Annotated in this window: 22 protein-coding genes and 1 pseudogene; 10 read left to right on the top strand and 13 right to left on the bottom strand. The window is 71.3% G+C overall.

The window, feature by feature from the left end:
• The first annotated feature begins 131 nt into the window (after positions 1-131).
• From ABZ928_RS39115 to ABZ928_RS39100, 4 genes are all read left to right on the top strand, one after another.
• Positions 132-710, top strand: a complete 579-nt coding sequence (locus ABZ928_RS39115; RefSeq protein ID WP_361529651.1) for a TetR/AcrR family transcriptional regulator — start codon at positions 132-134, stop codon at positions 708-710.
• A 471-nt stretch (positions 711-1,181) separates the two neighbouring features.
• Complete coding sequence (locus ABZ928_RS39110) at positions 1,182-2,579, top strand: histidine kinase (protein ID WP_361529648.1); 1,398 nt, start codon at positions 1,182-1,184, stop codon at positions 2,577-2,579.
• Positions 2,576-3,238 carry a response regulator transcription factor gene (locus ABZ928_RS39105; protein WP_361529645.1) on the top strand — a complete coding sequence of 221 codons (663 nt, stop codon included), beginning with the start codon at positions 2,576-2,578 and terminating at the stop codon, positions 3,236-3,238. Before ABZ928_RS39110 ends, ABZ928_RS39105 begins: the two co-directional genes overlap by 4 nt.
• Before the next feature lie 100 nt (positions 3,239-3,338).
• Positions 3,339-4,964: a CocE/NonD family hydrolase gene (locus ABZ928_RS39100; protein WP_361529642.1), complete on the top strand. Its 1,626-nt coding sequence runs from the start codon at positions 3,339-3,341 to the stop codon at positions 4,962-4,964.
• A gap of 7 nt (positions 4,965-4,971) precedes the next feature.
• Here ABZ928_RS39100 and ABZ928_RS39095 read toward each other — a convergent pair whose 3' ends face one another.
• A complete protein-coding gene (locus tag ABZ928_RS39095; RefSeq protein WP_361529639.1) occupies positions 4,972-6,426 on the bottom strand; it encodes an alpha/beta hydrolase domain-containing protein in 1,455 nt (484 codons plus the stop codon).
• 89 nt (positions 6,427-6,515) lie between these two features.
• Here ABZ928_RS39095 and ABZ928_RS39090 point away from each other — a divergent pair, with 89 nt between their 5' ends.
• Positions 6,516-7,172, top strand: a complete 657-nt coding sequence (locus ABZ928_RS39090) for a response regulator transcription factor (protein WP_361529636.1) — start codon at positions 6,516-6,518, stop codon at positions 7,170-7,172.
• Between the two features lie 74 nt (positions 7,173-7,246).
• On the opposite strand, the gene ABZ928_RS39085 is transcribed toward ABZ928_RS39090, so the two are convergent.
• The 3 genes from ABZ928_RS39085 to ABZ928_RS39075 all read right to left on the bottom strand — a co-directional run bounded on the left by ABZ928_RS39085 (position 7,247) and on the right by ABZ928_RS39075 (position 9,897).
• Positions 7,247-8,233, bottom strand: coding sequence for an aldo/keto reductase (locus tag ABZ928_RS39085; RefSeq protein ID WP_361529633.1), 987 nt, complete (start codon positions 8,231-8,233; stop codon positions 7,247-7,249).
• A 50-nt stretch (positions 8,234-8,283) separates the two neighbouring features.
• Positions 8,284-9,171, bottom strand: a complete 888-nt coding sequence (locus ABZ928_RS39080) for a helix-turn-helix transcriptional regulator (RefSeq protein WP_361529630.1) — start codon at positions 9,169-9,171, stop codon at positions 8,284-8,286.
• 120 nt (positions 9,172-9,291) lie between these two features.
• Entirely contained in the window at positions 9,292-9,897 is a 606-nt protein-coding gene (locus tag ABZ928_RS39075) for a TetR/AcrR family transcriptional regulator (RefSeq protein WP_361529627.1), read from the bottom strand.
• Between the two features lie 65 nt (positions 9,898-9,962).
• Between ABZ928_RS39075 and ABZ928_RS39070 the strand changes: the two genes are divergently transcribed.
• On the top strand, positions 9,963-10,793 hold the full coding sequence (locus tag ABZ928_RS39070; protein WP_361529873.1) for an SDR family oxidoreductase: 831 nt from the start codon (positions 9,963-9,965) through the stop codon (positions 10,791-10,793).
• 74 nt (positions 10,794-10,867) lie between these two features.
• Here the strand turns inward: ABZ928_RS39070 and ABZ928_RS39065 are convergent.
• The 3 genes and pseudogenes from ABZ928_RS39065 to ABZ928_RS39055 form a co-directional block, all read right to left on the bottom strand.
• Positions 10,868-13,383 (bottom strand): annotated as a pseudogene (locus ABZ928_RS39065) (FtsX-like permease family protein).
• A gap of 186 nt (positions 13,384-13,569) precedes the next feature.
• Positions 13,570-14,391, bottom strand: a complete 822-nt coding sequence (locus ABZ928_RS39060; protein ID WP_361529624.1) for a TetR family transcriptional regulator — start codon at positions 14,389-14,391, stop codon at positions 13,570-13,572.
• Between the two features lie 47 nt (positions 14,392-14,438).
• Positions 14,439-15,044, bottom strand: a complete 606-nt coding sequence (locus tag ABZ928_RS39055; protein WP_361529621.1) for a TetR/AcrR family transcriptional regulator — start codon at positions 15,042-15,044, stop codon at positions 14,439-14,441.
• On the opposite strand from ABZ928_RS39055, the gene ABZ928_RS39050 reads away from it, so the two are divergent.
• Both ABZ928_RS39050 and ABZ928_RS39045 read left to right on the top strand, forming a co-directional pair.
• Complete coding sequence (locus tag ABZ928_RS39050) at positions 15,030-15,416, top strand: alcohol dehydrogenase catalytic domain-containing protein (protein WP_361529618.1); 387 nt, start codon at positions 15,030-15,032, stop codon at positions 15,414-15,416. The genes ABZ928_RS39055 and ABZ928_RS39050 overlap by 15 nt on opposite strands.
• Positions 15,413-15,781 carry a hypothetical protein gene (locus ABZ928_RS39045; protein WP_361529615.1) on the top strand — a complete coding sequence of 123 codons (369 nt, stop codon included), beginning with the start codon at positions 15,413-15,415 and terminating at the stop codon, positions 15,779-15,781. The genes ABZ928_RS39050 and ABZ928_RS39045 overlap by 4 nt, the downstream gene beginning before the upstream one ends.
• Positions 15,782-15,794: 13 nt before the next feature.
• Here ABZ928_RS39045 and ABZ928_RS39040 read toward each other — a convergent pair whose 3' ends face one another.
• The 4 genes from ABZ928_RS39040 to ABZ928_RS39025 form a co-directional block, all read right to left on the bottom strand.
• Positions 15,795-16,505, bottom strand: a complete 711-nt coding sequence (locus tag ABZ928_RS39040; protein ID WP_361529612.1) for a dienelactone hydrolase family protein — start codon at positions 16,503-16,505, stop codon at positions 15,795-15,797.
• Positions 16,506-16,590: 85 nt separating this feature from the next.
• Complete coding sequence (locus ABZ928_RS39035) at positions 16,591-17,337, bottom strand: SDR family oxidoreductase (protein ID WP_361529609.1); 747 nt, start codon at positions 17,335-17,337, stop codon at positions 16,591-16,593.
• A gap of 69 nt (positions 17,338-17,406) precedes the next feature.
• The gene (locus tag ABZ928_RS39030; protein WP_361529606.1) at positions 17,407-18,354 is read right to left on the bottom strand and encodes an NADP-dependent oxidoreductase; all 948 of its coding nucleotides are present in this window, start codon (positions 18,352-18,354) and stop codon (positions 17,407-17,409) included.
• A 25-nt stretch (positions 18,355-18,379) separates the two neighbouring features.
• The gene (locus ABZ928_RS39025) at positions 18,380-19,648 is read right to left on the bottom strand and encodes an amidohydrolase family protein (protein ID WP_361529603.1); all 1,269 of its coding nucleotides are present in this window, start codon (positions 19,646-19,648) and stop codon (positions 18,380-18,382) included.
• Between the two features lie 82 nt (positions 19,649-19,730).
• Here ABZ928_RS39025 and ABZ928_RS39020 point away from each other — a divergent pair, with 82 nt between their 5' ends.
• Positions 19,731-20,270: a MarR family transcriptional regulator gene (locus tag ABZ928_RS39020; RefSeq protein ID WP_361529600.1), complete on the top strand. Its 540-nt coding sequence runs from the start codon at positions 19,731-19,733 to the stop codon at positions 20,268-20,270.
• A 489-nt stretch (positions 20,271-20,759) separates the two neighbouring features.
• On the opposite strand, the gene ABZ928_RS39015 is transcribed toward ABZ928_RS39020, so the two are convergent.
• Both ABZ928_RS39015 and ABZ928_RS39010 read right to left on the bottom strand, forming a co-directional pair.
• Positions 20,760-22,670 carry an SMI1/KNR4 family protein gene (locus ABZ928_RS39015; RefSeq protein WP_361529597.1) on the bottom strand — a complete coding sequence of 637 codons (1,911 nt, stop codon included), beginning with the start codon at positions 22,668-22,670 and terminating at the stop codon, positions 20,760-20,762.
• A 99-nt stretch (positions 22,671-22,769) separates the two neighbouring features.
• Complete coding sequence (locus ABZ928_RS39010) at positions 22,770-23,729, bottom strand: peptidoglycan-binding protein (RefSeq protein WP_361529594.1); 960 nt, start codon at positions 23,727-23,729, stop codon at positions 22,770-22,772.
• A gap of 377 nt (positions 23,730-24,106) precedes the next feature.
• Here ABZ928_RS39010 and ABZ928_RS39005 point away from each other — a divergent pair, with 377 nt between their 5' ends.
• Positions 24,107-26,821, top strand: a complete 2,715-nt coding sequence (locus ABZ928_RS39005) for an AAA family ATPase (RefSeq protein WP_361529591.1) — start codon at positions 24,107-24,109, stop codon at positions 26,819-26,821.
• Positions 26,822-26,850: the final 29 nt, after the last annotated feature.

Below are 26,850 nucleotides of genomic sequence, written 5' to 3'. Positions count from 1 at the left end.
GCGGGGGCGGCGGTGAACGCACCACCCACCCTGCGACTGTAGCGACGAGCCACGATTTATAGAAGACAGTCTCCTAAAAATAGCGATCGGGCCGAACCCCCCGGCCGTGGCGGACGATTACGATCGGCGACGTGGACAAGCCCCGACGGCGCCCGGGCCGCCCAGTTGACCCGACCATCAGCGAACGAGCTCTCGCGGCGACTCGTGAACTCCTGGAGCAGCGCGGCTTCGAGGGCACGACCATCCAGGCCGTCGCCGAGCATTCGGGCGTCCACGCCTCCGCCATCTACCGGCGGTGGCCGTCCCGGATCGAGCTGATCAGCGAGGCCACCTTCCCCGGCCTCGACCCGCTCAGCGTCGAGCCGACCGGGGACCTTCGCCGCGACCTTCACCGGTTCACCAGCGCCTACACGGCCGCCTTCACCACTCCCGCGGCGCGCGCGGCAGCGCCGGGCCTCCTGGCGCACAACCGGACTTCGACCGCTCCACGCTCTCAGGAACTGATCCTGCGGGTGTCGGCACGGCCCCAGTTCCGCGACATCCTCGACGCCGCCGCCCCTGGCAGCGTCGATCCCCATGTGGACCCCGACGACGTCTTCGACATGCTCCTCGGCGCCGTCCTCGTCCGCGTCCTGGTGTCCGGCGCCACCTCACGCCGCCGCTCCGTGGAACACACCGTGGAAATGATCGTGCGGCTGCTTCGTCCTTGACGGGCCAGTCCGTCAGCCGAAGGTGACGGTTTGCAGAAGTCAGACTCCCGAAGTCGACTCCGAGCCGGCATGTCATCTGGTACCGCGGTACCACTCCCGCGTTCGAGGAAGTCCCCCATGGACCCACGGGCCACTCCCGATCCGCGCCTAGCTTGGTGTCGCGGCCCCGCAGTGGCCGTGGCGCGAGGTCGGGCCGTCCGCCGGTTCACGCGGCCCGACCGGTGCCCGGGAGGCCTGCATTCGTGTTCGACGTACAGCGACCGACCAGTGACGCCGTGGACTTCCAGAGCACCGCGAACCTTGAGAGGGCTGCCTGATGAGTACGCCCACCACCCCTTCTCACAAGGTCGGTTGTCCACGCGGCCCGGTCTCGGCCGGTGAGTACAGTACGGGCATGATCCGCTCCACGCCGGCGTTGGGCTGCGTGCGGCCGACCCGAACCGACGCCTGAGCCGAGTGGACGGTACGCGGATGACGACCAGCACACCGAGGACGACGGGTCCGGCCGACCACCCCCCGGCCGGACCCGTCTGGCCCGCGCCCCCGGGACTGGAGTCGGCCTGGCGGCTTCCGATCGTGGGCCGGCTGCTGCGGGCGCAGGCCCGGGTGCGTCGGATCGACCGCCGGCACCCGTGGCTGTTCGACTCGTTCGTCCTGCCGGTCATCGTCGCGGTGACCCTGCTCGACGCGCTGTTCGGCGGCGACAGCGGGCCGTTCGACACCTCCGCCGCGCGCGATGCGCTGCCGCCCGGGCCGCTGGTCGTCGTCACCGCCCTCATGGTGGTACCGCTGTGGTGGCGGCGTCGGCGACCGGCCGTCGTCTTCTGCGTCGTCGCCGTGCTCGCGCTGGTGCCGTGGACGCTGGATCTGTGGCTGCTGGCCGCGGCCTGTCTGCTCGCCGCCCTGCACAGCCTGGCGCTGCACGGGCCGCTGCGACTGCTCGGCTGGGCCACGGCGGTGGCGCTCGTCGAGATGTGCGGGGCGGTGTGGTTCCTGCTTCCCACCGATCAACCGCTGATTGGGCTGCTGCTCCTGGCCAGCCAGCTCATCGCCGCGATCGCGCTCGGTCTCGCACTCCGCATCCAGCGGGTGTATCTGGCGGCCCTCAAAGAGCGGGCGGCCCGTCTGGAGGTCGAGCGGGACCAGCGTGAGCAGATCACCGCCGCCGCCGAACGCTCCCGCGTGGCCCGGGAGATGCACGACATCGTCGGGCACAACCTCTCCGTCATCGTCGGCCTCGCCGACGGCGCCGCCTCGCTCGCCACCGGCCAGGACGAGGACACCGCCGAGGCGCTGCGCATGATCGGCGACACGGGACGGCAGGCGATGGACGAACTCCGTCGCGTTCTGGGGGTGTTGGGCGCTCGGCGACGGGAGGAGCCCCCACTCGGCCCGCAGCCCGGCCTCGCCGACCTGCCCACGCTGCTGTCGCGGGTGCGGGCCGCCGGCGTCAGTGTCTCCTACCGGACGGAGGGAGATCTCGTCCCGTTGGGGGGCGGGGTGCAGCTGACCGTCTACCGCGTGGTGCAGGAAGCACTGACCAACGCCCTCAAGCACGCGGGCCCGGGCACGCAGGCCGAGGTGACCGTGGCCGTCGTCCCGGGCGGCATCCGGGTCAGGGTCGTCGACACCGGGCCGCCCCCGGGGGCTCAGCCACCACGTCCCGTCGGTGACGGCTCCGGGCACGGTCTGGTGGGCATCCGGCAGCGGTCCGCGATGTACGGCGGCACGGTCACCGCGGGTCGCCGGCCGGGCCGGCCCGGGTGGCTCGTGGACGTCACCCTGGAGACACCGGAGTCCGAACCCGCCGTCGAGTCCACACCTCTTGCCCCTGCTCCGGCTCCGGCCTCGGGAGGCCACGCCTCATGACCACCGTCCTGATCGTCGACGACCAGCCCATGCAGCGCTTCGGATTCCGCATGCTCCTCAAGAGCGCTCCCGGCATGGAGTGCCTCGGCGAGGCCGGACACGGCGCGGAAGCGGTCCGCATGGCCGCCGAACTGCGCCCGGACGTCGTACTGATGGACATCCGCATGCCCGGCATGGACGGCATCGAAGCCACCCGTCGTATCGTGGCCGCCGGCGGCCGCACCCGCGTCCTCATCCTCACCACCTTCGACCTCGATGAGTACGCCCACGCCGGCCTGCGGGCGGGAGCCAGCGGCTTCCTCCTCAAGGACGCCCGCCCCGAGGAACTCCTCGCCGGCATCCACGCGGTGGCCACCGGCGACGCGGTGGTGGCGCCCCGCCTCACCCGGCGCCTGCTCGACGCCCACGCCCACCGTCTCTTCTCCCCCGCACCGGACACCGACCCGCGCCTGAGCACGCTCAGCGAACGTGAGCACGAGGTACTGCTCGCCATCGCGCGGGGCTGGACGAACACCGAGATCGCCGACCGGCTCGTCCTGACGGAGTCGACGGTCAAGAAGCACGTCGGCAAGGTCCTGACCAAGCTCGGCGCCCGCGATCGCGTCCAGGCCGTGATCATGGCGTACGACGCCGGTCTGGTCCAGCCGCGTATCGACTGAACTCCCCACCGCAGCCCACCCGTTCGCCGCCGCGTCCCCTCACGTCGCGGCGCGGCGAAGCCCTGCCCATTTCGCACTCTCCGACCCGCAAGGACACCCCATGAGCCTCGCCAGTCTCGCCCTCCAGCGCCTCCTGCGTCTCCCTCCACCGCGCACCCGGCGCCTGACCGTCGAACGCGACCGATGGGTGCCGATGCGGGACGGCACCGTCCTGCTCGCCGACCGCTGGACACCGGCGACGGGCGGCGACGGACTGCCCACCGCCCTTCTCCGCAGCCCGTACGGCCGTACCGGCATGATCGCCACCCAGCTCGCCCGCCCGCTCGCCGAACGCGGCTACCAGGTCGTCGTGCAGTCCACCCGCGGCACCTTCGGCTCCGGCGGCGACTTCGACCCGCTGCGCCGGGAACGCGAGGACGGCCTCGACACGCTGGACTGGCTCCTCGAACAACCCTGGTGCGGCGACGGGATCGTCCTCTTCGGCGGCAGCTACCTCGGGTACGTCCAGTGGGCCGTCGCCGACGCCGTACCCGGCCGGGTGAGGGCGATCGTCCCGTCGGTGTCCGAATCGGCGTTCACGCTGGAACAGCTGCGCGGCGACGGCTTCTCGCTGGAGGCGCCGTTCGGCTGGGGCGTGCAGGTGGCCGGACAGGAACGGCAGGGCTCACGGCTCGGACAGCTCCTCGGTGCGGGCAGGGTACGCCGGGCGATGACGACACTGCCGCTCGCGGACGCCGACAAGGCCGTCCTGGGCCGCCCGTCCTCCTACTTCCAGAACGTCCTCGCCCATGACGCCACGTCCCCGTTCTGGCAGCCGGTCGACCACCGCGACCGGGTCGCCGCCATCACGGTGCCGGTCAGCACGGTCGGCGGCTGGTACGACATCTTCCTGCCCGGCCAGCTACGCGACTTCCAGGCTCTGCAGAAGGCAGGCCGGGCCCGCGCCCGGCTCACCGTGGGCCCCTGGTCCCACGTCTCCATGGGTGCGGGCGCGGTGTCCACCGCCGAGGCCCTGGACTTCGCGCTGCCCCTCGCACGTGGCGAAGAGCCGGCGGAGCGGGCCGCCGTACGCCTGTATGTGATGGGTGAGGAGCGGTGGCGGGACTTTCCGTCCTGGCCGCCGCCCGGGTACGAGCCCGAGCGGCTGTACCTGCGGCCCGCCGGGACGCTGTCCGCCGAGCCGGCCCCACCCTCCGCACCGGACGGCTACGCCTACGACCCGGCTGACCCGACCCCGGCTGTCGGCGGTGTCCGCATGGCGGTGGGGGTCAGGGCGGGCCGGGTCGACAACCGCCGACTTGAGTCCAGGAAAGACGTGTTGACGTACACCACGGGGGTCCTGGAGGAGGACACCGAGGTGGTCGGGGAGGTGAGCGCCGAGATCTGGTTCAGCTCCTCACTGCGCTGCGCCGATGTCTTCGTCCGCGTCTGCGACGTGGACGAGAAGGGCCGCTCCACCAATGTGTGCGACGGTCTGGTCAGCCTCACCCGCGCCGACGCCGTCACCCGGGCCGAGGTGCGGCTGTGGCCGACGGCGTACCGTTTCCGGCGCGGTCACCGCATCCGCGTGCAGGTCTCCAGCGGTGCGTTCCCGCGGTACAACCGCAACCCCGGCTCGGGCGAGCCGAGGGCGACGGCGACCGCGCTGGTCCCCGCCGACCAGCTGGTCTTCCATGACCCGGACCACCCTTCGTCGGTGATCCTGCCGGTGCGGCGGGGAGACTGACGTGCGCTCAAAAGTCGGCGACGGCCCTCCCCTCCTGCCGGAGTTCCCGTGCGTCGCCGGGCAGCAGCCAGCCCTGGCGCTCCAGCCGGTTCGTCTCGCGGGCGACCTGCTTCACGTACGACGTCTTGTTCCCGTAGAGCGTCTTCAACTGCTCCTGGGAGAAGGGCTCCTGGGCGCCTGCGCTGGTGCAGATCGAGTAGCGCTGGTCGGTGGAGTTGGCGAAGTAGCGGGCGGTCGGCAGGTCGCTGTAGGTGGTGCGGACACCGCCGAGCGGGATGCCGTACGCGTCGAGCTTCGTGGTGCCGTCGGTGTCGCGCTCGAAGTGGGCGGAGGCCGGCGGGGTCTCACGCTTCTCGGACCAGTTCTCCAGGCGGGTCAGCGAGGACTGGAAGGTCTGGTTGAAGGGGAAGCGGCTGACGTCGTAGTCGCAGGCGAAGGGGCCGGTGGTGAGGAAGGCCTCCGGTGTCTGGCCGTAGGCGCGGGCCGCGCGGGGGGACGCGGTGGAGGCGCCGGCGACCTCGTAGACACGGTAGTTGGGGCCGTCCGGGCGGCGACGCTGTTCCTCCTGCGGTCCGGTCAGGAGCACGATGACCGGCACGTCGAGGTCGCGGACCTTCTGGCGTGGGTCGTCCTTGGCGACGGCCGGTGCGGTGGAGTTGATCGGCTGGTAGTCGCCGGGGTTGCCGATGAGGTAGCCGTCGAAGACGGGCCGCCCGTTCGGCAGGCGGACGCGGTCGTGGAAGCCCTCGCCCGTGTACGTCAGCCAGACCGAGGCGGCGAACGCCCAGCCGTTGGCGTACACCGACTTGACCCGGTAGCCGTTCAGCGGGTTGTCCGCGGTACGGGTCTTCAGCAGGGTTCCCACCTGGCTGAGGATGTCGCAGTTCTGCCCGAACTCCGGGAGGCTGAGGGCGTCGTAGCGGGCCGGGTCGGCGGTCTTCATGCGCTGCGTGGAGGACGACAGCGCGTGGGTGAGGACGGTGACCCAGGCGTCGCCGTCGGCGAACACCTTGTCGGCGGAGCGGGACAGGCCGTCGAGGCCGGAGGGGCCCGCCTCCAGATGCACCTTGCCGCTGAAGTCGCGCGCGTCCTTCGGCATCCGCACCAACACCCGCGTCGTGTACGGCACATCGGCCTGCTTGACCCGCACCTCGCCGTCGGGGCCGTGCTCGTAGACGTTCGCCGTGCCGGAGACCAGGAACTCCTTCTCCGTGTAGCCGTCGGGGAGTTGGAGCTTGCCGCTGTAGTCGATGATCGGGTTGTGGTAGAAGGCCCGGCCGTTGCCCGCCGGAGGTGCGGTGACCGCGGTCGGCAGGGCGGCCGTGGTGGCGGCCCGCACGGGCGCCGGTACCGGCGTGCCCGTCACGGTGGAGGGCGCCCCCATCACCGATGTCACGGGGACACCCACGGTCAGACAGGCCAGCCCCATCACCACGCACACACTCTTCTTGGACGTCCTCATCACGTTCCTTCTCTTCCGTCCCCGAGGTCACCGCAAGTCAACACAGACCCGTATAACCAGGGCGTAACCACAGAAGGGGGAGATAGCGCGTGCGCGTTCTGATAGCCGAGGGCGAGCGGACCCTGGCCGACGCGGTGGCCGAGGGGCTGCGCAGGGCGGCGTTCGCGGTGGACCTCGTGCACGACGGGGCGGCCGCTCTGGAACGGATCGAAGTGCACGGGTACGACGTCGTCGTACTGGACCGCGGCCTGCCCGGGGTGCGCGGCGACGCCGTCTGCCGGGCCATCGTCGCCTCGCGGAGCACTGCCCGGGTCCTGATGGTCAGCGCGGCGGCCACCGTGGACGACCGGGTCGAGGGGCTGGCCCTCGGCGCCGACGACTGTCTGCCCAAGCCGTTCGCCCTCGCGGAACTGACGGCCCGGGTGCACGCCCTCGCCCGCCGCGCCCGCCCCGCCGCTCCCCCGGTACTGGAACGGTCCGACCTCCGGCTCGACCCCGCCCGCCGCGAGGTCTTCCGGGAAGGGAACCAAGTCCGGCTGGCCAACAAGGAGTTCGCCGTCCTGACCGAACTGCTGCTGGCCGAAGGCGCGGTGGTCTCCGCCGAACAGTTACTGGAGAAGGCGTGGGACGAGAACACCGACCCGTTCACCAACACCGTCCGGGTCACCGTGATGAAGCTGCGCAAGAAGCTCGGTCAGCCGCAGGTGGTCGAGACGGTCTCGGGAGCGGGGTACCGGGTGCGATGAGCCGTCGTGGGTCGCCGCGGGTCATCGTGGGTCGCCCTGGCAGGACTCCCGGCACCGGGGGGTACGGCTCTCGCTTACTTGTCGACCAGGCTCAGGTGGAACTCGTTGTAGCGGTCGCCGCGGACGCCGATGCGGGCCGCCAGCGCGTCGAGGTCCGCCCGCTCGTCGGCGGACAGGGCGAGCTGTGTGGCGGCGGCGTTCTCCTCCACCCGTGCGATGCGGCGGGTGCCGGGGATCGGCGCGATCGCCGGGTGCTGGGCCAGCAGCCAGGCCAGGGCCACCTGTCCGGGGGTGGCGTCCTTCGCGCGCGCCAGGGCGGCCACGTGGTCGATCAGTGCCTGGTTGGCGGCGAGGTTGTCCTGGTCGAACCGTGGGATGGTGCTGCGGATGTCGCCGTCGGTGAACGCGGTCGTGGTGTCGACGGTGCCGGTGAGGAAGCCCTTGCCGAGGGGGCTGAACGGGACGAATCCGATGCCGAGTTCGGCGAGCGTGGGCAGGACCTCGGTTTCGGGGTCGCGGGTCCACAGGGAGTACTCGCTCTGGACCGCTGTCACGGGATGGACGGCGTGCGCACGGCGGATCGTCGCGGCGCCCGCCTCCGACAGGCCGAAGTGCCGCACCTTGCCGGCCCGCACGAGTTCCGCGACGGCGCCCGCGACGTCCTCGATCGGTACGTCGGGGTCGACCCGGTGCTGGTAGAAGAGGTCGATCGTGTCCGTGCGCAGGCGGCGCAGCGAGGCGTCGGCCACCCGCTTGATCTGCTCCGGCCGGCTGTCGAGGCCGACGGACCTGCCGTCCTCGATGCGCCAGCCGAACTTGGTCGCGATGACGGCCTGTTCGCGCACCGGGGCGAGTGCTTCGCCGACGAGCTCTTCGTTGGCGTAGGGGCCGTAGACCTCGGCGGTGTCGAAGAAGGTGATGCCGCGGTCGACGGCGCCGCGGATCACGGCGATCATGTCCTGCCGGTCGCCGGGATTGGGGCCGTAGCTCTGGGACATGCCCATGCAGCCCAGGCCGATCGCCGAGACCTTGAGGCCCTGGCCGAGGATACGCGCGTGCATGGTGGTGACTCCTTGCGGTGATCGAGGTCCGGCGGCGGGGAGGGAACGGTTCAGTGGCTGCCGGTACGGTCCGGGTCCGCGGTCGCTGAGGCGTCTTCGGTGGCGGCCCACGCGGCGAGCAGTTGGAGTGCGTCGTGGGCCGGGGTGTGGGGTTCGGCGCTGTAGGCGGTCAGGGTCAGGCCCGGCTGTGCGGGCAGTTCCATGGCGTCGAAGTCGAGGGTGATGTCGCCGACGACCGGGTGATGGAAGCCTTTGCGGCCGGTGTGGTGCAGGCGGACGTTGTGCTTGGCCCACGCGGTGCGGAACTCCTCGCTGCGGGTGACGAGTTCGCCGATCAGCCCGGTGAGGTCTCGGTCGCCGGGGGCCCGTCCGGCCTCGGTGCGCAGCAGGGAGACGGTCGTGTTCACGGACTGCTCCCAGTCGGGGAAGAAGTCCCGGCCGTGCGGGTCCAGGAACTGGAAGCGGGCGATATTGACGGGGTGTGGCGTGCCCTCGGTGAACAGCGGTGAGTACAGGGCCCGGCCGAGGCGGTTGACGGCCAGGATGTCGAGGCGGCCGTTGCGGATGAAGGCCGGGCCGGTCATGGAGTCGAGGACGCGCAGGACGCTGTCCGGGAGCGGGCCGCGGGTGCGCTTGGTGCGGCGGGTGGGGCGTCGGGCCACGGCACGGGCGAGGTCGTAGAGGTGGGCGTGTTCGGCCTCGTCGAGTCGCAGGGCACCCGCGACGGCGTCGAGGACTTCCTCGGAGGCGCCGGCGAGGTGGCCGCGTTCGAGGCGGACGTAGTAGTCGACGCTGACGCCGGCGAGCATCGCGACTTCCTCGCGGCGCAGCCCGGGCACGCGCCGGTTGCCGCCGTATACGGGCAGCCCGGCCTGCTGGGGCGTGATCTTGGCGCGGCGGGAGGCGAGGAACTCGCGGATGTCGCTCTCGGTACTCACGCCCTCCAGGCTAGGCGGGCCGACGCGGGCGAGGGGGGTTCTGTGAGTACCTGGAACGGCGGTGCCTTCCGCAGCGCCGCACCTGCGGTTCCGCCACCCGGTGGTGGGTGAACTCGCGCTTCACCCTTGGCGCAGTCCTGCCAGCAGAATCTCGAGCAGATGCTCGGTCCGTGGCAGTGAGACGTCGTTGGTGCGGGTGAGGAGTTGGTAGAGGACCGAGCCGATGAGGGCGTCGGCAACCGCTTCGAGGTCGGCATCGGCGCGGAACTCGCCGCTCGACACTCCCGAGCGCAGGCAGCTCACGACAGCGTCGTGCTGGGCACTGGTGTGGTGGCGATAGAGGCTTTCGGCGTCGTGCGGGCTCTCAGCGGCAGCAGCGGTCAGAGCGAGAATCATGGCTGCGTGGCGTGGATCGCCGGCCGAGGTGGCGTAGGCCCGGAACCAGTCGGTCAGCTGCTGAGTGGCGCTGCCCGTGATGCCACGGCCGGGCAGGCGGACGTCGGGCGCGACGGCGAGAAAGCTGTGCAGCACGGCGTCGCCGACGAGAGCCGCTTTGGAGGACCAGCGGCGGTAGAGCGTGGGCTTGCCGACCCCGGCCGCGGCGGCGACCTTCTCCATCGACAGACCGGCATAGCCCTCGCTCAGGAGGACTTCCCGGGCCGCGCCGAGGATGGCCTCGTCCCTGCTGATGTCCCGGGGCCGTCCGGGCGGTCGTGCCTCATCCATGACGGCTCATCCTACGAGGGGCACACTTACATTACGAAACGTATCGTAACGATATGGAGATGCTCATGGGCGTGAACGTGGTGGTCGTCATCGGCGTGGGCGGAATGGGACAGGCCATCGCCCGCCGCCAGGGGACGGGCAACAAGCTGCTGCTCGCCGACTTCGACGAGGAGACTCTCGCCGCCGCCGCGGATCTGCTGGGCGGGCAGGGACACGACATCGTCACGCAGACGGTCGACGTCTCCTCACGCTCTTCGGTTGCCGCTCTCGCGGACACGGCCGCGCGGCTCGGCCCCGTCACCCAGCTCGTGCACACCGCGGGGCTCTCCCCCGTGCAGGCCCCCGCCGCCGCCGTACTGAAAGTGGACCTGCTCGGCACCGCGCTGGTCCTGGAGGAATTCGAGCGGGTCATCGCACCTGGCGGATCAGGCCTCGTGATCTCCAGCATGGCCGGCTACATGCTGCCCGCCTCCTTGAGCGCGGAGCAGGAACACGCCCTCGCCCACACACCTGCCGACGATCTGCTGGACCTGCCCTTCACCGACCCGGAGGTCGCGGGACAGGGCGCCTACGGGCTGGCCAAGTACGGCAACCGGCTGCGCGTCCAGGCCGCCAGCGCGTCCTGGGGTGAGCGGGGAGCCCGCATCAACTCCATCAGCCCCGGCGTGATCGCCACTCCCATGGGACAGCAGGAACTCGACGGGGAGAACGGCCGGACGATGCGCGCTCTGATCGCCGCCTCGGGAAGCGGCCGCCTGGGTACTCCCGACGACATCGCCGAGGCCGCGGCTTTCCTGCTGGGACCCGGCGCCACGTTCATCACCGGAAACGACCTGCTCGTGGACGGCGGCGTCGTAGCGGCCATCCGCGCGGGCCGTCTTGCCCCGGCCGCCTGACACAGCACACCCGGACACCGCGCGGACTCGACGCTCGTACACCGCCGTCCGGTGCGGATCGGTTGCCCGGCCGGTCACTCGCTCCCGATGGCGGCAAGTACGTTCTGTCTGCTCGCCCCGCGGGCCGGCCACAGGGCGGCCAGCGCGCCGACCAGGACTGCCAGCAGCAGGAAGAGCGCGAACCGGTCCCAGGGCAGCACCAATGCGTAGCCGGCGATGCGCGCCTCGACGGCCTCGGCGACGGCCGCGCCCAGGAAGGCCCCGAGGCCGACCCCGATCACCGCGCCGAACAGTGAGACGGCCACGGACTCCAGTCGGATCATCCGCCGCACACCCCGTCGGTCGAGGCCGATCGCCCGCAGCATCCCGATCTCCCGGCGCCGTTCGAAGACCGACATCGCAAGGGTGTTCACCACGCCCAGCACCGCGATGACGAGGGAGATCGCGAGGAGTCCGTACAGGACGTTCAGCGCGATGTCGAGGAAACCGCCGAACTCGTGCCGGATGTCCTGCCGGTCGCCCACCTTGATCGCCAGGTGCCCGGCGAGGGCACCGGCGAGCGCCTTCTCGGTCGTGTGACCGTCCGTCATGACGTAGATCCGCTGGACGAACGTGTCGGGCTCGTGCGGTTCCAGTACGTCCGTGGAGACGACGACGGGCGACACGACGATGTTGTTCCGGAAGACTGCCCCGACGGTCAGCCTGCCGTGCCTGTAGTCGTCGTACGTGACGGGCAGAGTGTCCCCGGCCCGCCATCCATGGGACCGCGCGACGCTGTCGGCGACGGCGATCCGCCCCTGGGCGAGCGTGTCCAGCGAGCCAGAGACGACCTTGAGACGCATGGATGCCAGGAAGTCCGCGGGGGTGACTCCGGAGACTTCCTGCTGGCTGCCGCCGATCTCCATCGAACCCGGCTGTTCCTGCGAGACCGCTCTGACGCCCTCGACCTTGCGCAGGGCGGCGACCGCCGAGGCGTCGAGGCCGCCGCCGGTGTCCGTGGTCACCATGTAGTCGGCCTTGACGACAGCGGAGGTCATCCCGTCCACGACGTGAGAAAGGGTGACCCCGAGCACGGTCAGTGGGCTGACCAGCGTGAGTCCAATCGCCAGAGCGGAGGCGGTGGCGCCGGTGCGGCGCGGATTGCGTACGGCGTTCTGGCCCGCGAGCCTGCCCGAGACTCCGAACCCTCGCCGCAGCAACGGTCGTAGAGCCCCGATCGCGCACCGTGACAGCAACGGGATCAGCACGATGACGCCGGCCACGGTGAGGAACGCGCCGAAACCGACGAGCGGCACACCCGCGTGCCCACCGGCCCGCGCACCCGCGACGACGGCCGTGCCGCCGAGCAGAGTGAGTACGCCACCGAGGCAATTCCGAAGGAGCAGTGACTTGTCGCTCGCCGGCAGATGTGCGCTGCTCATCGCCGCGACCGGCGGGATCTTCGCGGCGCGACGGGCCGGGAGCCAGGCGGCCAGCAGGGTGACCAGGACGCCGACCAGGACCGCGGCCAGGACGCTCGTGGACGTGACGGCCAACGGCCCGTGCGCGATCCCCGGGCCGAAGACACCGATCGTGACGCGGAGCACGCCGGCCGTGGCGACCCCGAGTCCCAGGCCGAAGGCGGAGGAGCGGTGCCGACCACCATCGCCTCGGCCAGCACGGACCGGGTTACCTGCTTGCGGGAGGCTCCGACGGCACGCAACAGGGCGAGTTCCCTGGTGCGCTGGGCTGCCAGCATGGTGAAGGTGTTGGCGATCAGGAAGACGCTGACGAAGAGGGCGACGCCCGCGAAGACGAGCAGCAGCGTGTTGAGCTTGGCCGCGTCCCCCGCGGCCAGTCCGGCCTCGTAGCCGGCGAGTTGACGTCCCGTCTGGGCGTCCGCGTAGCCGGGAAGCAACTTGCCGATGGCGGCGGCCAGTTCGCTGTCCGAGGTGCCGGGAGCGGCGGTGACGGTCATGGTGTGAAAGACACCTGGCCGGGAGTAGAGCCGCTCGGCGTCCGCGCTGTCGAACAGCACCAGGCTGCCGCCGTCGGCCACCGTGTCGGCCTCGGTCGTGAAGATCCCGGTGAGCTTGTACGTCTTCGCGGGCCCCGCGAGGGCGACACGCACGGTGTCGCCGACGACGTAACCGCCCCTCTGGGCCGAGGCCTTGTCGAGGCCGATCTGCCCGGCCTCGGTGGGACCGCTGCCGTCGGTGAACGTGTAGAGCCCGTCCCTGCCGTTCTTCCCCGGCGCGAAGTTGGCGCCGAAGTTGGAGTTGTCGGTGCCGAGGAGCCGGCCGTCCTTGCCGACGACGGAAGCACCACCCTCGATCCGTCCGACGGCGTCGGCGACTCCGTCCACCCCGGCGACCTTGTCGAACAGCTTCCGGTCGATGCCGGGGTCCTTTCCTGAGGCGTCGGCGTAGGAGCGGACTTCGACGTCCACGTGTGCGTAGCTTCTGGCCGCCTGGGCGCGGGAGGCGGCTGCGAGGCTGTCGGTGAAGACCAGGGTGCCCGAGACGAACGCGACGCCGAGCACGACGGCGAGCATGGTCATCAGCAGTCTGGCCTTGTGCGCGAGAACGTTGCGCACGGCTGTGCGGTACATGGTGATGGTGTCCTGGATGGAGGGGAGCGAGGCCGGAGAGCGGGGACGTGTGCCGCTCAGCTCGGCCCCGTACCTGGCTGGGAACCCCTCCATCGTCCGGTTCGTACGACCGCGGCGGATCGGCCGAATGACCGACCACCTGGGGCTGACGCTCGGGCCGGTCGCGTCAGCCTGGGGTATGTGTGGTCAGGCTTCCAGGACGCGTTCCAGGTAGTCGAGGTCCTGCCGGAGCAGGGCCAGTGCCGCCTTGGGTCCGGTGCCCTCAGGTGTCCGGTCCCCCGGCCTCAGCACCATGGCCACCGCCAGATCGGCGACATGTCCGGCCGCTTCGGCAGGCGTGAAGTCGTGGTCGCCGGGATGGTTCCACCAGGCGACCCAGTTGCACATTCCGGCCACGGCGAGCGCGGTCGCCTCGGGGTCGACGGGCCGGAACTGGCCCTTGACGATGCCTTCTTCGATCACGCGCATGAGCCCCAGCTTCCCGGCCCGCATACCGGAGCGGTGGGTCTTGGCCGCCTCCGGCGGCAGATCGGCCTCGAAGCGCAGCAGCAGTTGGGCGCGCTTGGGCTGGCTGGCCCGCTGGAACGCGATGAGGTACGCGATCTCCCGCAGGCTGACGGCCGGTTCGAGGGTCTCGTCGGCGGCGAGCGCCTCCATCTCCGCCGCGGGTCCCTCCGTCATCTGCGCCACGAGCTTGGCGAGCAGGTCTTCCTTGCTCTTCACGTAGTAGTAGAGGGCGGGGCGCGTGATGCCCATGGCCTCGGCGATGTCCGCCAGGTTGGTACCGGAGAATCCGCGCTCGGCGAAGAGCAGGGACGCCTGCTCGAAGATCTCGTTCTCGACGAGTTCCCGCCGGGCCGTCGGCCGCTTGGCGGGGTCTCCCGTGGCCTTCGGGTCCCCCGTGGCCTTCGCTTTCGTGGGACGACGTCCTGCGGCCCGCTTGGCTGTTCCCCTGCTCGTCCCCTCCGGCTCGGTGTCCGTCCCAGCCTCTCGCGAGCGTTCCGTCATGGCCCTGATGGTAGCTCCGAGGGCCATGCGTGACGGCGGGACGGCCGTCAGGTCTCCTGGGCCGGCCCGGCCGAGTCGCGGAACGACCTGAGCACGTGCCGCACCATCTGCCCGGCGGTATTGGCGCGGAGGAATCCCGAGATACCGCCATAGGTGAGTTCGAGCACGATTCCGCCCATGTCGAGGGCGCTGATTCTCCCGTCGCGCCCCAGGGCGAGTTTGTCGAGCAGGAGTTTTCCGATTTCTTCCCACTGGGTCACGAACAGCTGCCGTTGCCGCATTCCCAGATTTCCGTCACGCCGTGCGCGCCGGAGGAATTCGATGGCGATGATTCCCCATTTCTGTTCCGCGGCACGGGTGTCGGACCAATGGGCCACGATTTCGATGACGGCGTCCGGGTCGGTGACGTCGCGCAGCAATTCGGAGAGTTCTTCGACGTCGTGCCCCGCGTTCCCCTCCAGGAGCTGCAACAGGACGTCCTGTTTGGAGGAGAAGTTCGAGTAGAAGGCCCCTTTCGAGAAGCCTGCCTCGTCCGCGATGCGTTCGACCGAGGCGCCCTCGTAACCCTCGCCAACTGGCAGACCTGGTATCCGCAGATGCCGCTGCCGCCGCTCCCGGCCGTCTTCGGCCTCGACCCCGTGGGTGTCGTTCACGAAGTGGGCGCGCAGGTGGTGGGGGTCACACCGGGAGACCGCGTTTACGTCAACCCGGGCCGCTCGTGCGGCGCCTGCCACGCCTGTGGGTCCGGCACACCGCAGAAGTGCCAATACTGGACCCTGGGGGGCTACTACCTCGGCACCTCCTACGCGGCGGCCAAGAAGCACGACCCCCTCGCCGGGAAGTCGCTGATCGTCAACGGCGCGACGGGCACCCTCGGCGTCGGTGTCACCCTCGCCACCCTCGCGCTCGGCGCCTCCCGTGTCTTCGCCGTCGCGCGCGGTGTGCCACTGTTGGAGTGCGGGAAATCGCCCCGGACCGTGTCAAGGTCTTCTCCAACCGGGAGGGTGGTACCGAGGCATGGGTGAGGTCGCGTACCGGGGGCCGGGGCGCGGACTTCATGATCGACACCCTCGGCGCCGTCGCCTCCCTCGACTCACTGGGGGATGCGATGCGCGGTGTCGGGCGGGGCGGCCGGATCGTCAACATCGGTGGTACGGCGGGTGAGTTGGGCGTCGACGTGAAGTGGTGGATGGACGAGCAGATGGAGCTGATCGGCTCGGTCTGGTTCACCGCTGCCGAAGGCGTCGAACTCGCCGGGCTGCTCGGCAGCGGTGCCGTCGACATCTCCGTACTCCGGCCCAGGTCCTGGCCGCTCGACGAGATCAACGACGCCATCTCGGGCGTGTCGAGCGGTGAGGGGGGCTTCACGAGCTATCTGGTGGAGATCTGAGGGCGGTGCCGACTCAACCCAGCCGCTTGTGCAGGAACTCCAGGGTCCGTCCCCAGGCCTTGGCCGCCGACTCCGCGTCGTAGACCTCGGGGTGGCTGTCGTTGAAGAAGGCGTGCTGGGCGGGGTAGACGTGGATGTCCGGGGTGATGCCGGACTGCTCCGGAACGATCCGCCGGAGTTCCTCAAGGGACTCCGGCGAGACGGTGACGTCGGTCTCCGCGTAATGGCCCTGGATCTCGGCCTTCAGGCCGGAGAAGTCGGGGAGTTCGCCGTTGATGACGCCGTAGAAGGGGACGGCCGCGGTGATCCGGGGGTCCACGGCCGCCTGGTAGAGGACGAAGCCTCCGCCCATGCAGAAGCCGATCGAGCCGACCACGTCCGTGGTCACTTCGGGGCGTGCCAGGAGGTAGTCCACCGCGCCGGACAGCAGTTCCACACCGCGGTCGACGGGCAGGGCCTGCATCATGCGGCGGGCCTCCCGGAAGTCGTGCGCGACGTTGCCGCCGTAGAGGTCGGGGGCGAGCGCGACGAAGCCCTCGGCGGCCAGGCGGTCCGTGACGTCGGCGAGGTGGTCGGTCAGGCCCCACCACTCCTGGATGACGATCACGGCGGGGCCGCGCCCGGACGGGGGCAGGGCGAGGTATCCGTGCGCGGTGCTGTCCGCGCTGGGGAAGGTCACGTTCTGCTGGGCCGGGGCGCCGGTCGTCCTCGGGGTTTCGGTCATGCAGTATCACTCCAGGAAAGTCGGAGGGGAAGAGTGCTGAACGCGGGAGACGGGCCCCGGTCGGCCGGGGCCCGTCAAAAGGTGCTCAGCGGCGGACCAGGCCGCCGTCGACGAGGTGGACCTGGCCGGTGATGAAGGAGGCCTCGTCGGAGGCGAGGAAGGCGACCAGGTTGGCCACGTCCTCCGGCGTCTGCTCCCGCTTCAGGTTCTGGAGCTGGGCGTGCTCCTTGAAGAACTCGTCGGTGAGGTTGCGCCGCGTGGTCGGGGTGCGCACGACGCTCGGGCCGAGCGCGTTGACCGTGATTCCCCAGCGCGCGAGGTCGGTCGCCAGGGCGTGGGTGAAGCCGTTGACGGCGCCCTTCGCGGAGACGTACGCGAGGAACATCGGCGGGGCTTCCCAGTAGCTCGACGAGGACATGTTGATCACACGGCCCGCGTCGGAGGCCTTGAGGTCCTCCAGGAAGGCCTTGGTGACCAGGAAGAAGCCGTCCACGTTGATGGAGAAGATGTTCTTCCACTGTTCGTACGTGGTGTTCTCCAGGTCTCGCATCATGGCGATGGCGGCGTTGTTCACCACGATGTCGATCGGGCCCAGCGCCTCACGCGCCTCGGCGGCGAAGGCGTTCACCTGCGCCTCGTCGGACACGTCGGCCTTCGCGGCGAAGAAGCGCCGCCCGGCGGCCTCCACGATCTCCCGTGTCTCGTCCGCCGGGTTGACGTCGACGACGGCGATGTCGGCGCCCTCGGCCGCGAGCTTCTGCACGATCGTCCGGCCGATACCGGCGGCACCGCCGGTGACGACGGCGGTCCTGCCTTCCAGACGTCCAGTCATGACACGACTCCTCTTGTTCGAATGGTTCGGATGGTTCGGATGGTTCCTTGACGGGTTTTCAGGGCTGCGTCAGTCACCGAACGTGACGACGATCTTGCCCCGGGCCTTGCCGGCGGCGAGGACGCCCAGGCCCTCGGCGGCCTGCTCCAGCGGCAGCACGGTGTGCACGTCGACGGCCAGCAGACCGGCCGCCGCGAGCCCGGCGAGCGGCTCCGTGGTCTCCCGGACCGGGTGGGCCTGGACCATGCCGCCGGTGAGTCCGGCGGCGGCGAGGGTGTCGGCGTCGGGGGCCATGGTGGTGGTCGCGACCGTGCCGCCCTTGCGGACCGCGTCCAGGGGGACCTCGGCGGGCGTGTATCCGACGAGGTTGATCAGCGCGTCGACGCCGTCGGGGTGGACGGCCCGGACCTGGTCCGCGACCGGCCCCACGGTGAAGTTGACGACGGTCGTGGCGCCGAGCGCGGTGAGCCGTGCCGCGTCGTCGGGGGTGCCGGTGGCCACGACGGTGACCTCCCGTGCGGCGAGCAGCTGGACCGCGTACCGGCCGACGCCTCCGGTGGCGCCGTTGACCAGGACGACCTGGCCCGGCTGGGGGTCGATCCGGTCGACGGCGGCCACGGCGGCAGCGGCGGCCAGGGGCAGCGCGGCGGCGGTGGCGAAGTCGAGGCCGGCCGGCTTGACCACGACCGTGGCGGCGGGCAGCAGCGCGTACTCGGCGAGGGTGCCGGCCTGGATCGGCGGGGCGAGCGGGACGTTGCCGAAGACCTCCTGGCCCGGCTCGACGTGGTCGACGCCTTCGCCGACCGCCTCCACCACACCGGCGGCGTCCCGGCCGAGGACCAGGGGGTATATGTGAGGGAGCCGTTCGGCGAAGGCTCCCGCCGCGAGGACGTTGTCGAGGGGGTTGAGTCCGGCCGCCCTGACCTTGATCAGGACGTGTCCGGGTGTCACCTCCGGGGCGGGAAGCTCGCCGAGAACGGGCTGTCCGCCGGCTTCGGGGACATGCAGTGCGCGCATGACGTACTCCTTGAGGGTGCGGGATTCAGATGCCGACGACGGCGGCCGCGGTGGCCCGCAGGTCCTGGGCAGCCCGCCCGAGGTCGGCGTGGACCAGTCGGCCGGCGGTCTTCACGACCTGTCCGGCCACCAGGACGGTGTCCACGTTGTGGGGGTGCGCGGCCGTGACGACGGCGGCGATGGGGTCGCGCTCGGCGGTGAGGCAGTTGATGTCGTCGAGGCGGAGCAGGATGACGTCGGCCTGCTTGCCGGGGCGCAGCGAGCCGATCCGGTCGGCCAGGCCCAGAGCGGCGGCGCCGTCCAGGGTGGCCATCTTCAGGACGTCACCGCAGGTCATCCGCGGGTCGTCGGCGATCTGGCTGGCCAGCAGCGCCGCCCGCATCAGGGAGAACATGTCGCCCGGAGCGCAGGTGACGGCATCGACGCCGAGGCCCGTGGTGACGCCGGCGCGGCGCAGCCTGCCCGCCACGGGCGAACTGTCACCGAGCATCGCCTCCGCGCCGGGCGTGGCCGAGGCGGTGCCGCCCGAGTCGGCGATGAGCTTCAGCTCGTCGTCGCCGAGCGTGTTGCCGTGGACGTAGAGGATCTTGTCGTGCAGCAGCCCGGCGTCGCGCAGGGCGAAGACCGGCTGGGCGGCGAGGGGGGTCGCGGAGACGTGGAACGTCAGGGGCAGGTCCAGTTCGTCCGCCGCCTTCCACTCCTCGGCGATCACCTCGATCGGGGTGAAGGACGGGCCGAGCGGCGCGTACGCCATGGTGACGCGCGCGTTGTCGTCGGCCAGGCGCTCGGTACGGATGCGGCGTACGTCGTCGAGGCTGCCGCCGCCGTGGACCGGGGTGCCGTAGCCGTAGATCGCGCGCAGCCCCGCCGCGTGCAGGGCGTCGATGGCGGCGTCCGCGTGCTCGGGCGAGTTGGAGATGTGCGAGTAGTCCAGCTGGGTCGTGATGCCGGAGTCGAGACACTCCAGTGCGCCGGCCAGCGTCGCGGCGTACACGTCCGACGGCCGGAAGTTCGGACCGTGCTGGGCCAGGATGCCGAGATAGGCATGGAGGTCGATGTCCACGGCCGCCCCGCGGAGCGCCGACTGCCACACATGCCGGTGGGTGTCGACGAACCCGGGGAGCACGATCCGGTCGGTGGCGTCGATGACCGTGGCCCCGTCCGAGGGCAGGTCGCTGCCCACGGCGACGATCCGTCCGTCCTCGATGAGGAGGTCGGTGTTCGGACGGGCGAACGGCTGCGGCTCGGTGTCGATGACGTGGCCGTTGCGGATGAGGACGCGGGTGTCGGGCATGGCTCTGCCCACCTCTCTAGTTCGAAAGCTTTTTGAAAAGCTATCTAGAAAGCTATACCGACAGTGACCTACGATGCAAGGCGTGACGACAACACCGGATCCCGTGGACGTATGGATGGACTCGTGGCGCACCGAGCTGCCCGAGGTCGAGCACGCCTCCTCGGAACTGACCAAGCGGATCATGTTCATGACCAGCGCACTGGACGGTGTGATGCGGCGTGAACTGACGGAACTCGGCCTGACCCCCGCCGAGTTCGACGTCCTGGTGGCGCTGCGCCGCGCGGGTGCGCCGTACCGCATGAAGCCGAACCAGCTGGCCCGTTCCCTGATGCTCTCCACCGGTGGCACCACCAACGTCACCCACCGCCTCGTGGCCCGCGGCCTCGTCGAGCGGGAGGACGACCCGGACGACGCCCGCAGCACGTGGCTGCGCCTCACCCCAGACGGCGTCGCGCTGGCCGAGCGCTCGGTCCTGGTGAGCTCGGCGGCTCACGACGCGCTCTTCGAGGGCGTTCCCGCGGAGATCGTCGAGGCGGCGACCACCGCGCTGCGGGAGCTGTTCGCCGCCGTCCCTGGTCTGCAGGGCAGCTCGGGGACGCGTGTCGCCCGGTCTCAGAGCTGACGGCGCGGAAATGGAGAGCGGCTCCGGTCGGGAGCCGCTCTCGCATCGGCGGTGGCACGGCTGCCCGTCAGGCGGCCTTCGCGGACGGACAGCTCCCGCAGCGCGCCGAACGTCGTCTGGATGGACGCGCTGAAGGTCCCCGACAGCTGCGCCTCGACACCGGCCGCGACGCTGCCGCTGCTCTCCGGACACCAGCCGCTGGATCCCCGACGGCGGCGGCCCGATCCCGGACGACCTCGCGCAGGGCTGACCCCCGTGACGTCGTCGCCGAAATTCCTCGACTGGTCCGCCGACGCGGCCCCGGCCTGCTTGGACGACCACGCCGTCGCCTGCCACCGGCCCGAGGAACTTCGAGGAACCCTGATACGCAAGGAGCCGGCCGCCCATGACTGGCCTGCTCACCGTCACCGGCCCGCACAAGACCTTCGTCTCTCGACCCCCGCCACTGGCAGGGCGCTTCGACGAGACACCAGCCTGTCGAGATGACCTCTAAGGCCGCCTCACCACGCCGACAGTCACATACCCCTCGCCGGGGCCCGGCGGCCGGCGCCAGGAGCGGGTGCGGAGGGTGTGCAGTCGTCCCTGGGTGAGGGCGAACCTCGGGAGGGCGACACCGAGTTCGGCGCCTATGGCCTCCAGCGCGCGCCGCTCGCCCCGGCGTTGGTCACGGGGTTCGTCCGGCGGGAAGAGCCGGTGCGGGTCCAGCCTGCTCGGCACGGCTCCGCGGCTGTCGGTCGTGTCCGGGCGGACGGTGACGGCGTACGTCTCCTCGCCGTTCTCGGCGACAGACAGGTGGAAGACACCGGGGCGGTGTCCGCCGAACGGCTCGCTCCACACCGTCACCACCCGGGTGCCCCGGGAGGCGGCGACGGCCGGAGAGACGTACCACCGCTCGTCGAAGGTGGCACCGGGATGTGCCTGGAGGGCGAAGCTCCAGCCCTGGCCCGCCCGGCCGACGGAGGCCGTGGTCTCGTCCGCCCAGGGCGGGCTGCCGTGGCCGTCGCGCGGCCGCAGGCGTGACTCCCACACCATCGCCGGTTCGTCCAGCGCGGCGGTCTCGTCGGCGCCGACGCGGCCCGGAAGGTCGGCCGGTTCCACCCCTTCGACGAGGAGGAAGCGGTAGGGCCCGATGGGATTGCCGGGTTGTTGCTCCGTCAGCCACGACAGACCCGGCGGATCGAGGTCGGGCGTGGGCGTCGGGATGTCGCCACTGTGGCCGGCTCGGGGCGTGGCCAGCAGTTCCCGGCCGCGCTCCGGCGTGATCACGGGGCCGAGGAGGTGGTCGGCGTACAGGCCAACGGGGGCGAGGTGGTCCGGGCCGAGGGGCCGCCACCGGGGCAGTGCGGCGCGCAGCGTGCGCCAGGCCGCGTCCGTGTCGCCCCAACGGGCCTGCTCCCGCGCCTGATCGACCGCGTCGCCGAAGGGGCCCTCGGGTGGGTAGCGGTATGTGCCGGCCCACACCTGCCGCACGGCCTCCTCCACCGCGGCCCGCTCCGCGTCGGGGAGGCTTCCGAGCCGCGCGGTGAGCGTCGTGTCCTCGCGGTTCATCCGTACGTTCTCGGCCGCCAGCACCGGCACCACCTCCCGCGCGTACCGCGGGTCGGCCACCAGCTCGCGGAAGGACACCAGATAGGTCTCCCCCAGCAGTCGGCGGATCTGGTCGCGCAGTGCGCCCGCCCGGGGCCTGCCGTGCGCGCCCGCGTCCGTCAGCGCCGTCGCGGCCTGCTCGTACCGGCCCGCCAGGGCGTCCAGGCGGGCCGTCTCGACGGAGGTGTCCAGCGCCCGCGTCGTCGCGTTGACGAACTCCGACCCGGCCCGCCGGGACCGGTCCACCTGGAGTCTGTGGAACTCCCGGTACATCTCCTCCATCCACACCCGGAACGACGGGTACCGCTCGGGTGGACTGGCACGCCACGACGCGTACGAGTACACGGCCCACTCGCCCTCGTCGTCCACGTCGCCCGGATCCAGCAGGACATACACCATGTCCGACTCGACGTCGAGTTGCAGCGCGCGGCCCCACATCCCGGCGAGCAGTTCCTCCTCCGGCGTGAGGTCCTCCGTCTCGAAGGGGAAGTACTCGGACAGGCCCGCCTCGTCCTGGTGCCACCGCACCTGCCCGGTGCCGGCGAGGAGCCAGACGAAGCCGCCCGCGTGCCGCCAGCCGTCCGTCACCGCAAGGAACGTCCGGTACGACGGCGGCAGCCGGCGTCCGAGCCGCTCCTCCAAGTCCGCTATCCGCTCCTCGGACGCAGCGGGGAACCCCAGCCACCTCGCACGCGCCGGCTCGTCGTCCGCCATGCGCCGCTCGTCGGCCGGTGCGTCCAACTCCTGCGCGTCCGCCCACTCCTGGCTCCACCGCTCCAGGAAGGGCCGCCAGTCCTCGATCATGTCCGCCATGAGAACGATGCTGCCAGCCACCACTGACAACCGGCCTCGACCGGCCTGCCGCTGGCTCAGCAGCTCGTCCGACGCCCTGTCAGGACGACATCCTGTACGTCACGGCTCCGAGGTCTCGGATTCGAGGGCCTCGCGGGTCGCCGGACCGTACACGCCCGACTCGTCGTCGAGGACCACACGGGTGACCTGGTAGCCGCGGACGGCGCTCTCCACCTGGCTGTCGTAGGTGCCGTCGGCCTCGCCGCTGTAGAAACCCACCTGCCGCAGCCGGAGTTGGAGTTCGGTGACCTCGGGCCCCTTGTCTCCGGGGCGGAGGACGGGGGCCTGGCCTCCAGAGGAACTCGGCTGCGGTGCACCGCCCGTGGCGGTCGGAATGGCCCCGGACCCCGTCGCCGTCGGGGTTGTGGAACCGGTCGACGTGGCCGGGCCCGCGGTGGCGGAGGCTTCCGCCGAGACGGTGGCGGAGGGGGAGGGTTGCGCGGGGGACGCCGTCTGCGCGGTGGCCGGGGACAAGGAAGCGGTGTCCGGGGGCTGTTCGTCCGGAAGGCCCGCGCGTACGCCGCCAGACAGGGAACCGTCGCGCTCGGGGCTGTCGTACCAGAAGAGCCCGCCGACGAGGCATCCCGTCAGCACCACGACGCCGGCGGCTCCCAGTCCGGCGGTCAGCAGGGTACGTCGGCGGCGCTGCCGTGCGGAGTCGGCGGGACGACGGTCCGGGGCGGGCGGGCCCAGTTCCGGCTCGTCCGTGTCGGGCTCGTCCGTGTCCGGCTCGTCCGTGTCCCCCGGCACAGGGGCGTCCGGCACCGGGTGTGGCGAGGGTGACTCCCGTACCCCGCCAGTCAGTTCGGCCGCCGGATCGCTCGCGGCGTCCGCGTCGTCGCCGACCTCCACGAACGGCCGGATGCGTACCGGATCGAAGTCCTCCGCGGCTGCGGCCTCCGACGTACGCCCCGCGCGGTGGGCGTCGGAGGCCCGGCGGGCGCAGGTGCATGCCGGGGTTCCGTCCACCGCGCGCGGCGTTCCGCACTCCGGGCAGACGGGGCCCGCCTGTTCACTCACTCGTGCTCCTTCTCCGTACGAGAGCCAGAGTCTAGGCAGAAAGGGCACACAGAACCTGCACAACAGTTCGATGATCGGAATCCCTGCGTCCGCGCAGCTGAGAATCAGCCATCTCCAGTGCAGCGGGCGTTGCGTGGTGCCTTGCCGTCGCCCAGCGGACCGCCCGGCCGCCCGGCCGCACTGGGTTCTACTGGGAGGTCGGCTCGGGCGGGCACACGGGAGCGAGGGTCAGGTAGGCCAAGCCCATCCCTCTTGTTCACGCCCTACCAGGGTCTGGCGGCGGCCGGCGCTGCGCCGGAGCAGGCCGGGAAGGTGGCGGCACAGTACCCTGACCGTCGAACAGACCTGGTCCGGTGACCCGGTCTGATGGGGGGAACGTGGAGCTCATCGGTCGGGACGATCAGCTGGAGCTGTTGCGCCGGCTGCTGGCCGAGCCACGGAGCCACGGAACCGCGGTGCTCGTCCGGGGTGCACCCGGCATCGGGAAGACGGCACTGCTCACCCGGACCGCCGCTCTCGCCGAGGAACTCGGCTACCAGGTCCTGCGCACCAGCGGTGTCGAAGCCGAGAGCGACATCCCGTACGCCGGTCTCCAGCTCCTCCTGCGGCCACTCGCCACAGGAGCCGCCGACCTCGCCGCATCGCACCGGCAGGCATTGGACACCGCTCTCGGACACGCCGAGACCGGTGTTCCCGACGTCTTCCTGGTGGGTCTGGCGGTGCTCAACCTCCTGGCCGACGCCGCCGCGGCCGCACCCGTGCTGGTCCTGGTGGACGATGCGCAGTGGCTCGACGACGCCACCGCCAGTGTCCTCGCCTTCGTGGCGCGAAGGGTGGGCGCGGAGCCGGTGGTCGTGGTGGGAGCCGCCCGCGATGGCTACCGGTCACGGCTCAACTCCGACGAACTCACCGCCGTAACCCTCACTCCGCTCACGGACGCCCAGGCCACGCAGCTCCTGGCGGACCGTGCGCCGGAGCTGCGGCCGACCGCGCATCGCCGCCTGCTGGCCGAGGCGGCCGGGAATCCCCTGGCCCTGACCGAACTCTCCCGCACCCTGGGCGCGTCGGCCGATCCCCACCTGTCCCAGCTGCCGCTCACCGAGCGCCTCGAACGGGCCTTCACCGACCGGCTGGAAAGCCTGCCCGAGATCACCCGCGATCTGCTGCGGATCGCGGCTCTCAACGACAGCCCGTCGCTCCCCGAGATCTACCGCGCGACCCGGCAGTTGACCGGCATGGCAGCGGGAACCGCGGAGCTCGACCCTGCCGTACGCTCCCGGCTCGTCGAGGTCGTGGGCGCGGAGCTGCGCTTCGGACATCCGCTGATGCGGTCGGCGATCCACCAGACCATGCCCGCCGACGTGCGCCACGCCGCGCACGCCGCACTCGCGGCCGCACTCCACGAACAACCCGACCGGCAGTTGCGGCACCGGGCCGCCGCGGCCGACGACCCGGACGAGAGCGTCGCCGCGGCGTTGGAGGACGCGGCTCACCGGGCCGCACACCGTGGCGGCATCGCTGCGGCCGTCACCACCCTCGAACAGGCGGCCGCGCTCAGCGAGGACACCGAGCGCCGGGCCGAACGGCTGTTGCGCGCCGCCGACTTCGCCGTCGAACTCGGCCGGCCCGAGACGGTGACCCGGCTGCTGGACCAGGCGCTCGCCGGGCCCCTGTCGCGGCGGCAGCACGCCACGGTCGTCTGGCTCCGCGGCCGCTTCGACGAGGGACTGCACAGCCACGCCTCGGGCGCCCACTCGCTGACGGCCCTCGCCGAGGAGATGGCCGTGGAGGACTGTGCGCTGGCGTTGCGGATCCTGTGGAGCGCCGCGCAGTTGTGCTTCTGGTCCGATCCGGGCCCGGAGGGGCGCCGTACGGTTCTTCAGGCCGTGGAGCGCATGGGGCTCGACGAACTCGACCCGTGGCGCCTGGCCATCTGCGCCTACGCCGCACCGGTCGAACGCGGCACCTTCGTCCTGGAACGGGCCCGGCACGTCGCCCTGAAGGAGGGCGACGACGGCCGCGCCTACCGCATGCTCAGCACCGCCGCACTCCTCGTCGGCGGTTTCGACCTGGCGCGGGCGTTCTCGGCGGCCGGCGGCGCCCCGCTGCGTGCCCAGGGACGCCTGGGGCTGCTGGCCCGGACGGTGGGCGCGGACGCGTGGAGCGCTCTCGTGGTCGGTGATCTCGGCGCGGCGATCGCCGCGACCGAGGAGTCACGACGGCTGGCGCGCGAAACCAGCCAGACGACGATGTACGCGTTGATGACCGCCACCGCGGCCAAGCTGGCCGCGCTGCGCGGTGAGACGGATTCCGCCCTGGAGCTGGCCGAGGAGGCGGAGGAGATCGGGCTGCCGGCCGGGGCACGTCCGGTGCTGGCCACCGCGTCGATGGCGCGCGGACTGGCCGCGCTCGGCGCGGGGCGGTTCGAGGAGGCCTTGGGGCATTTCCGCCGGCTGCACGATCCGGCGGACCCCGCCTACCAGGTCGCCCTGCGGCTGACGGTCGTGGGCGACCTCGTCGACGCGGCCACGCACTGCGGGCGGCTGGAGAGCGTGCCGGCGATCGTGGCGGAACTGGAGGAGGTCGCCGCGGTGACCTCCGCGCCGGTGCTGCACGCCGAACTACGCCTGGTCCGGGCGCTGTTGGCCGCCGACGAGGACGCCGACCCGCTCTTCCGGGGCGCGTTGAGCGCCGACCTCGGCGCCTGGCCCCTGATCAGGGCCCGTACGCATCTGGCGTACGGCGAGTGGCTGCGGCGCCGCCGGCGCAGTGTCGAGTCCCGCGACCATCTCCGGGCCGCCCGGGACATGTTCGACGCCCTCGGCGCGATCCCCTGGGGCGAGCGGGCCCGCCGCGAACTGCGGGCCTCGGGCGAGACCAGCCGCCGCCGCGCCCCGGACGCCCGGGACCAACTGACCGCCCATGAACTGCAGATCGTCCAGCTCGCCGCCGACGGTCTGACCAACCGCGAGATAGGCCAGCGGCTCTACCTGTCGCACCGGACCGTCAGCTCACATCTCCACCGGATCTTCCCCAAACTGGGCGTGGTCTCGCGCGCCGAGCTGCGCACGGTGGTCAGCTCACTGCGCTGACCACCGTCACATGACGCTCGATACCGCCC

This window comes from Streptomyces sp. NPDC046909 (assembly GCF_040644695.1).
Taxonomy (GTDB): domain Bacteria; phylum Actinomycetota; class Actinomycetes; order Streptomycetales; family Streptomycetaceae; genus Streptomyces.
The sequence above is the reverse complement of the archived record's forward strand: the minus strand, read 5'-3'. Positions and strand labels throughout refer to the sequence as shown.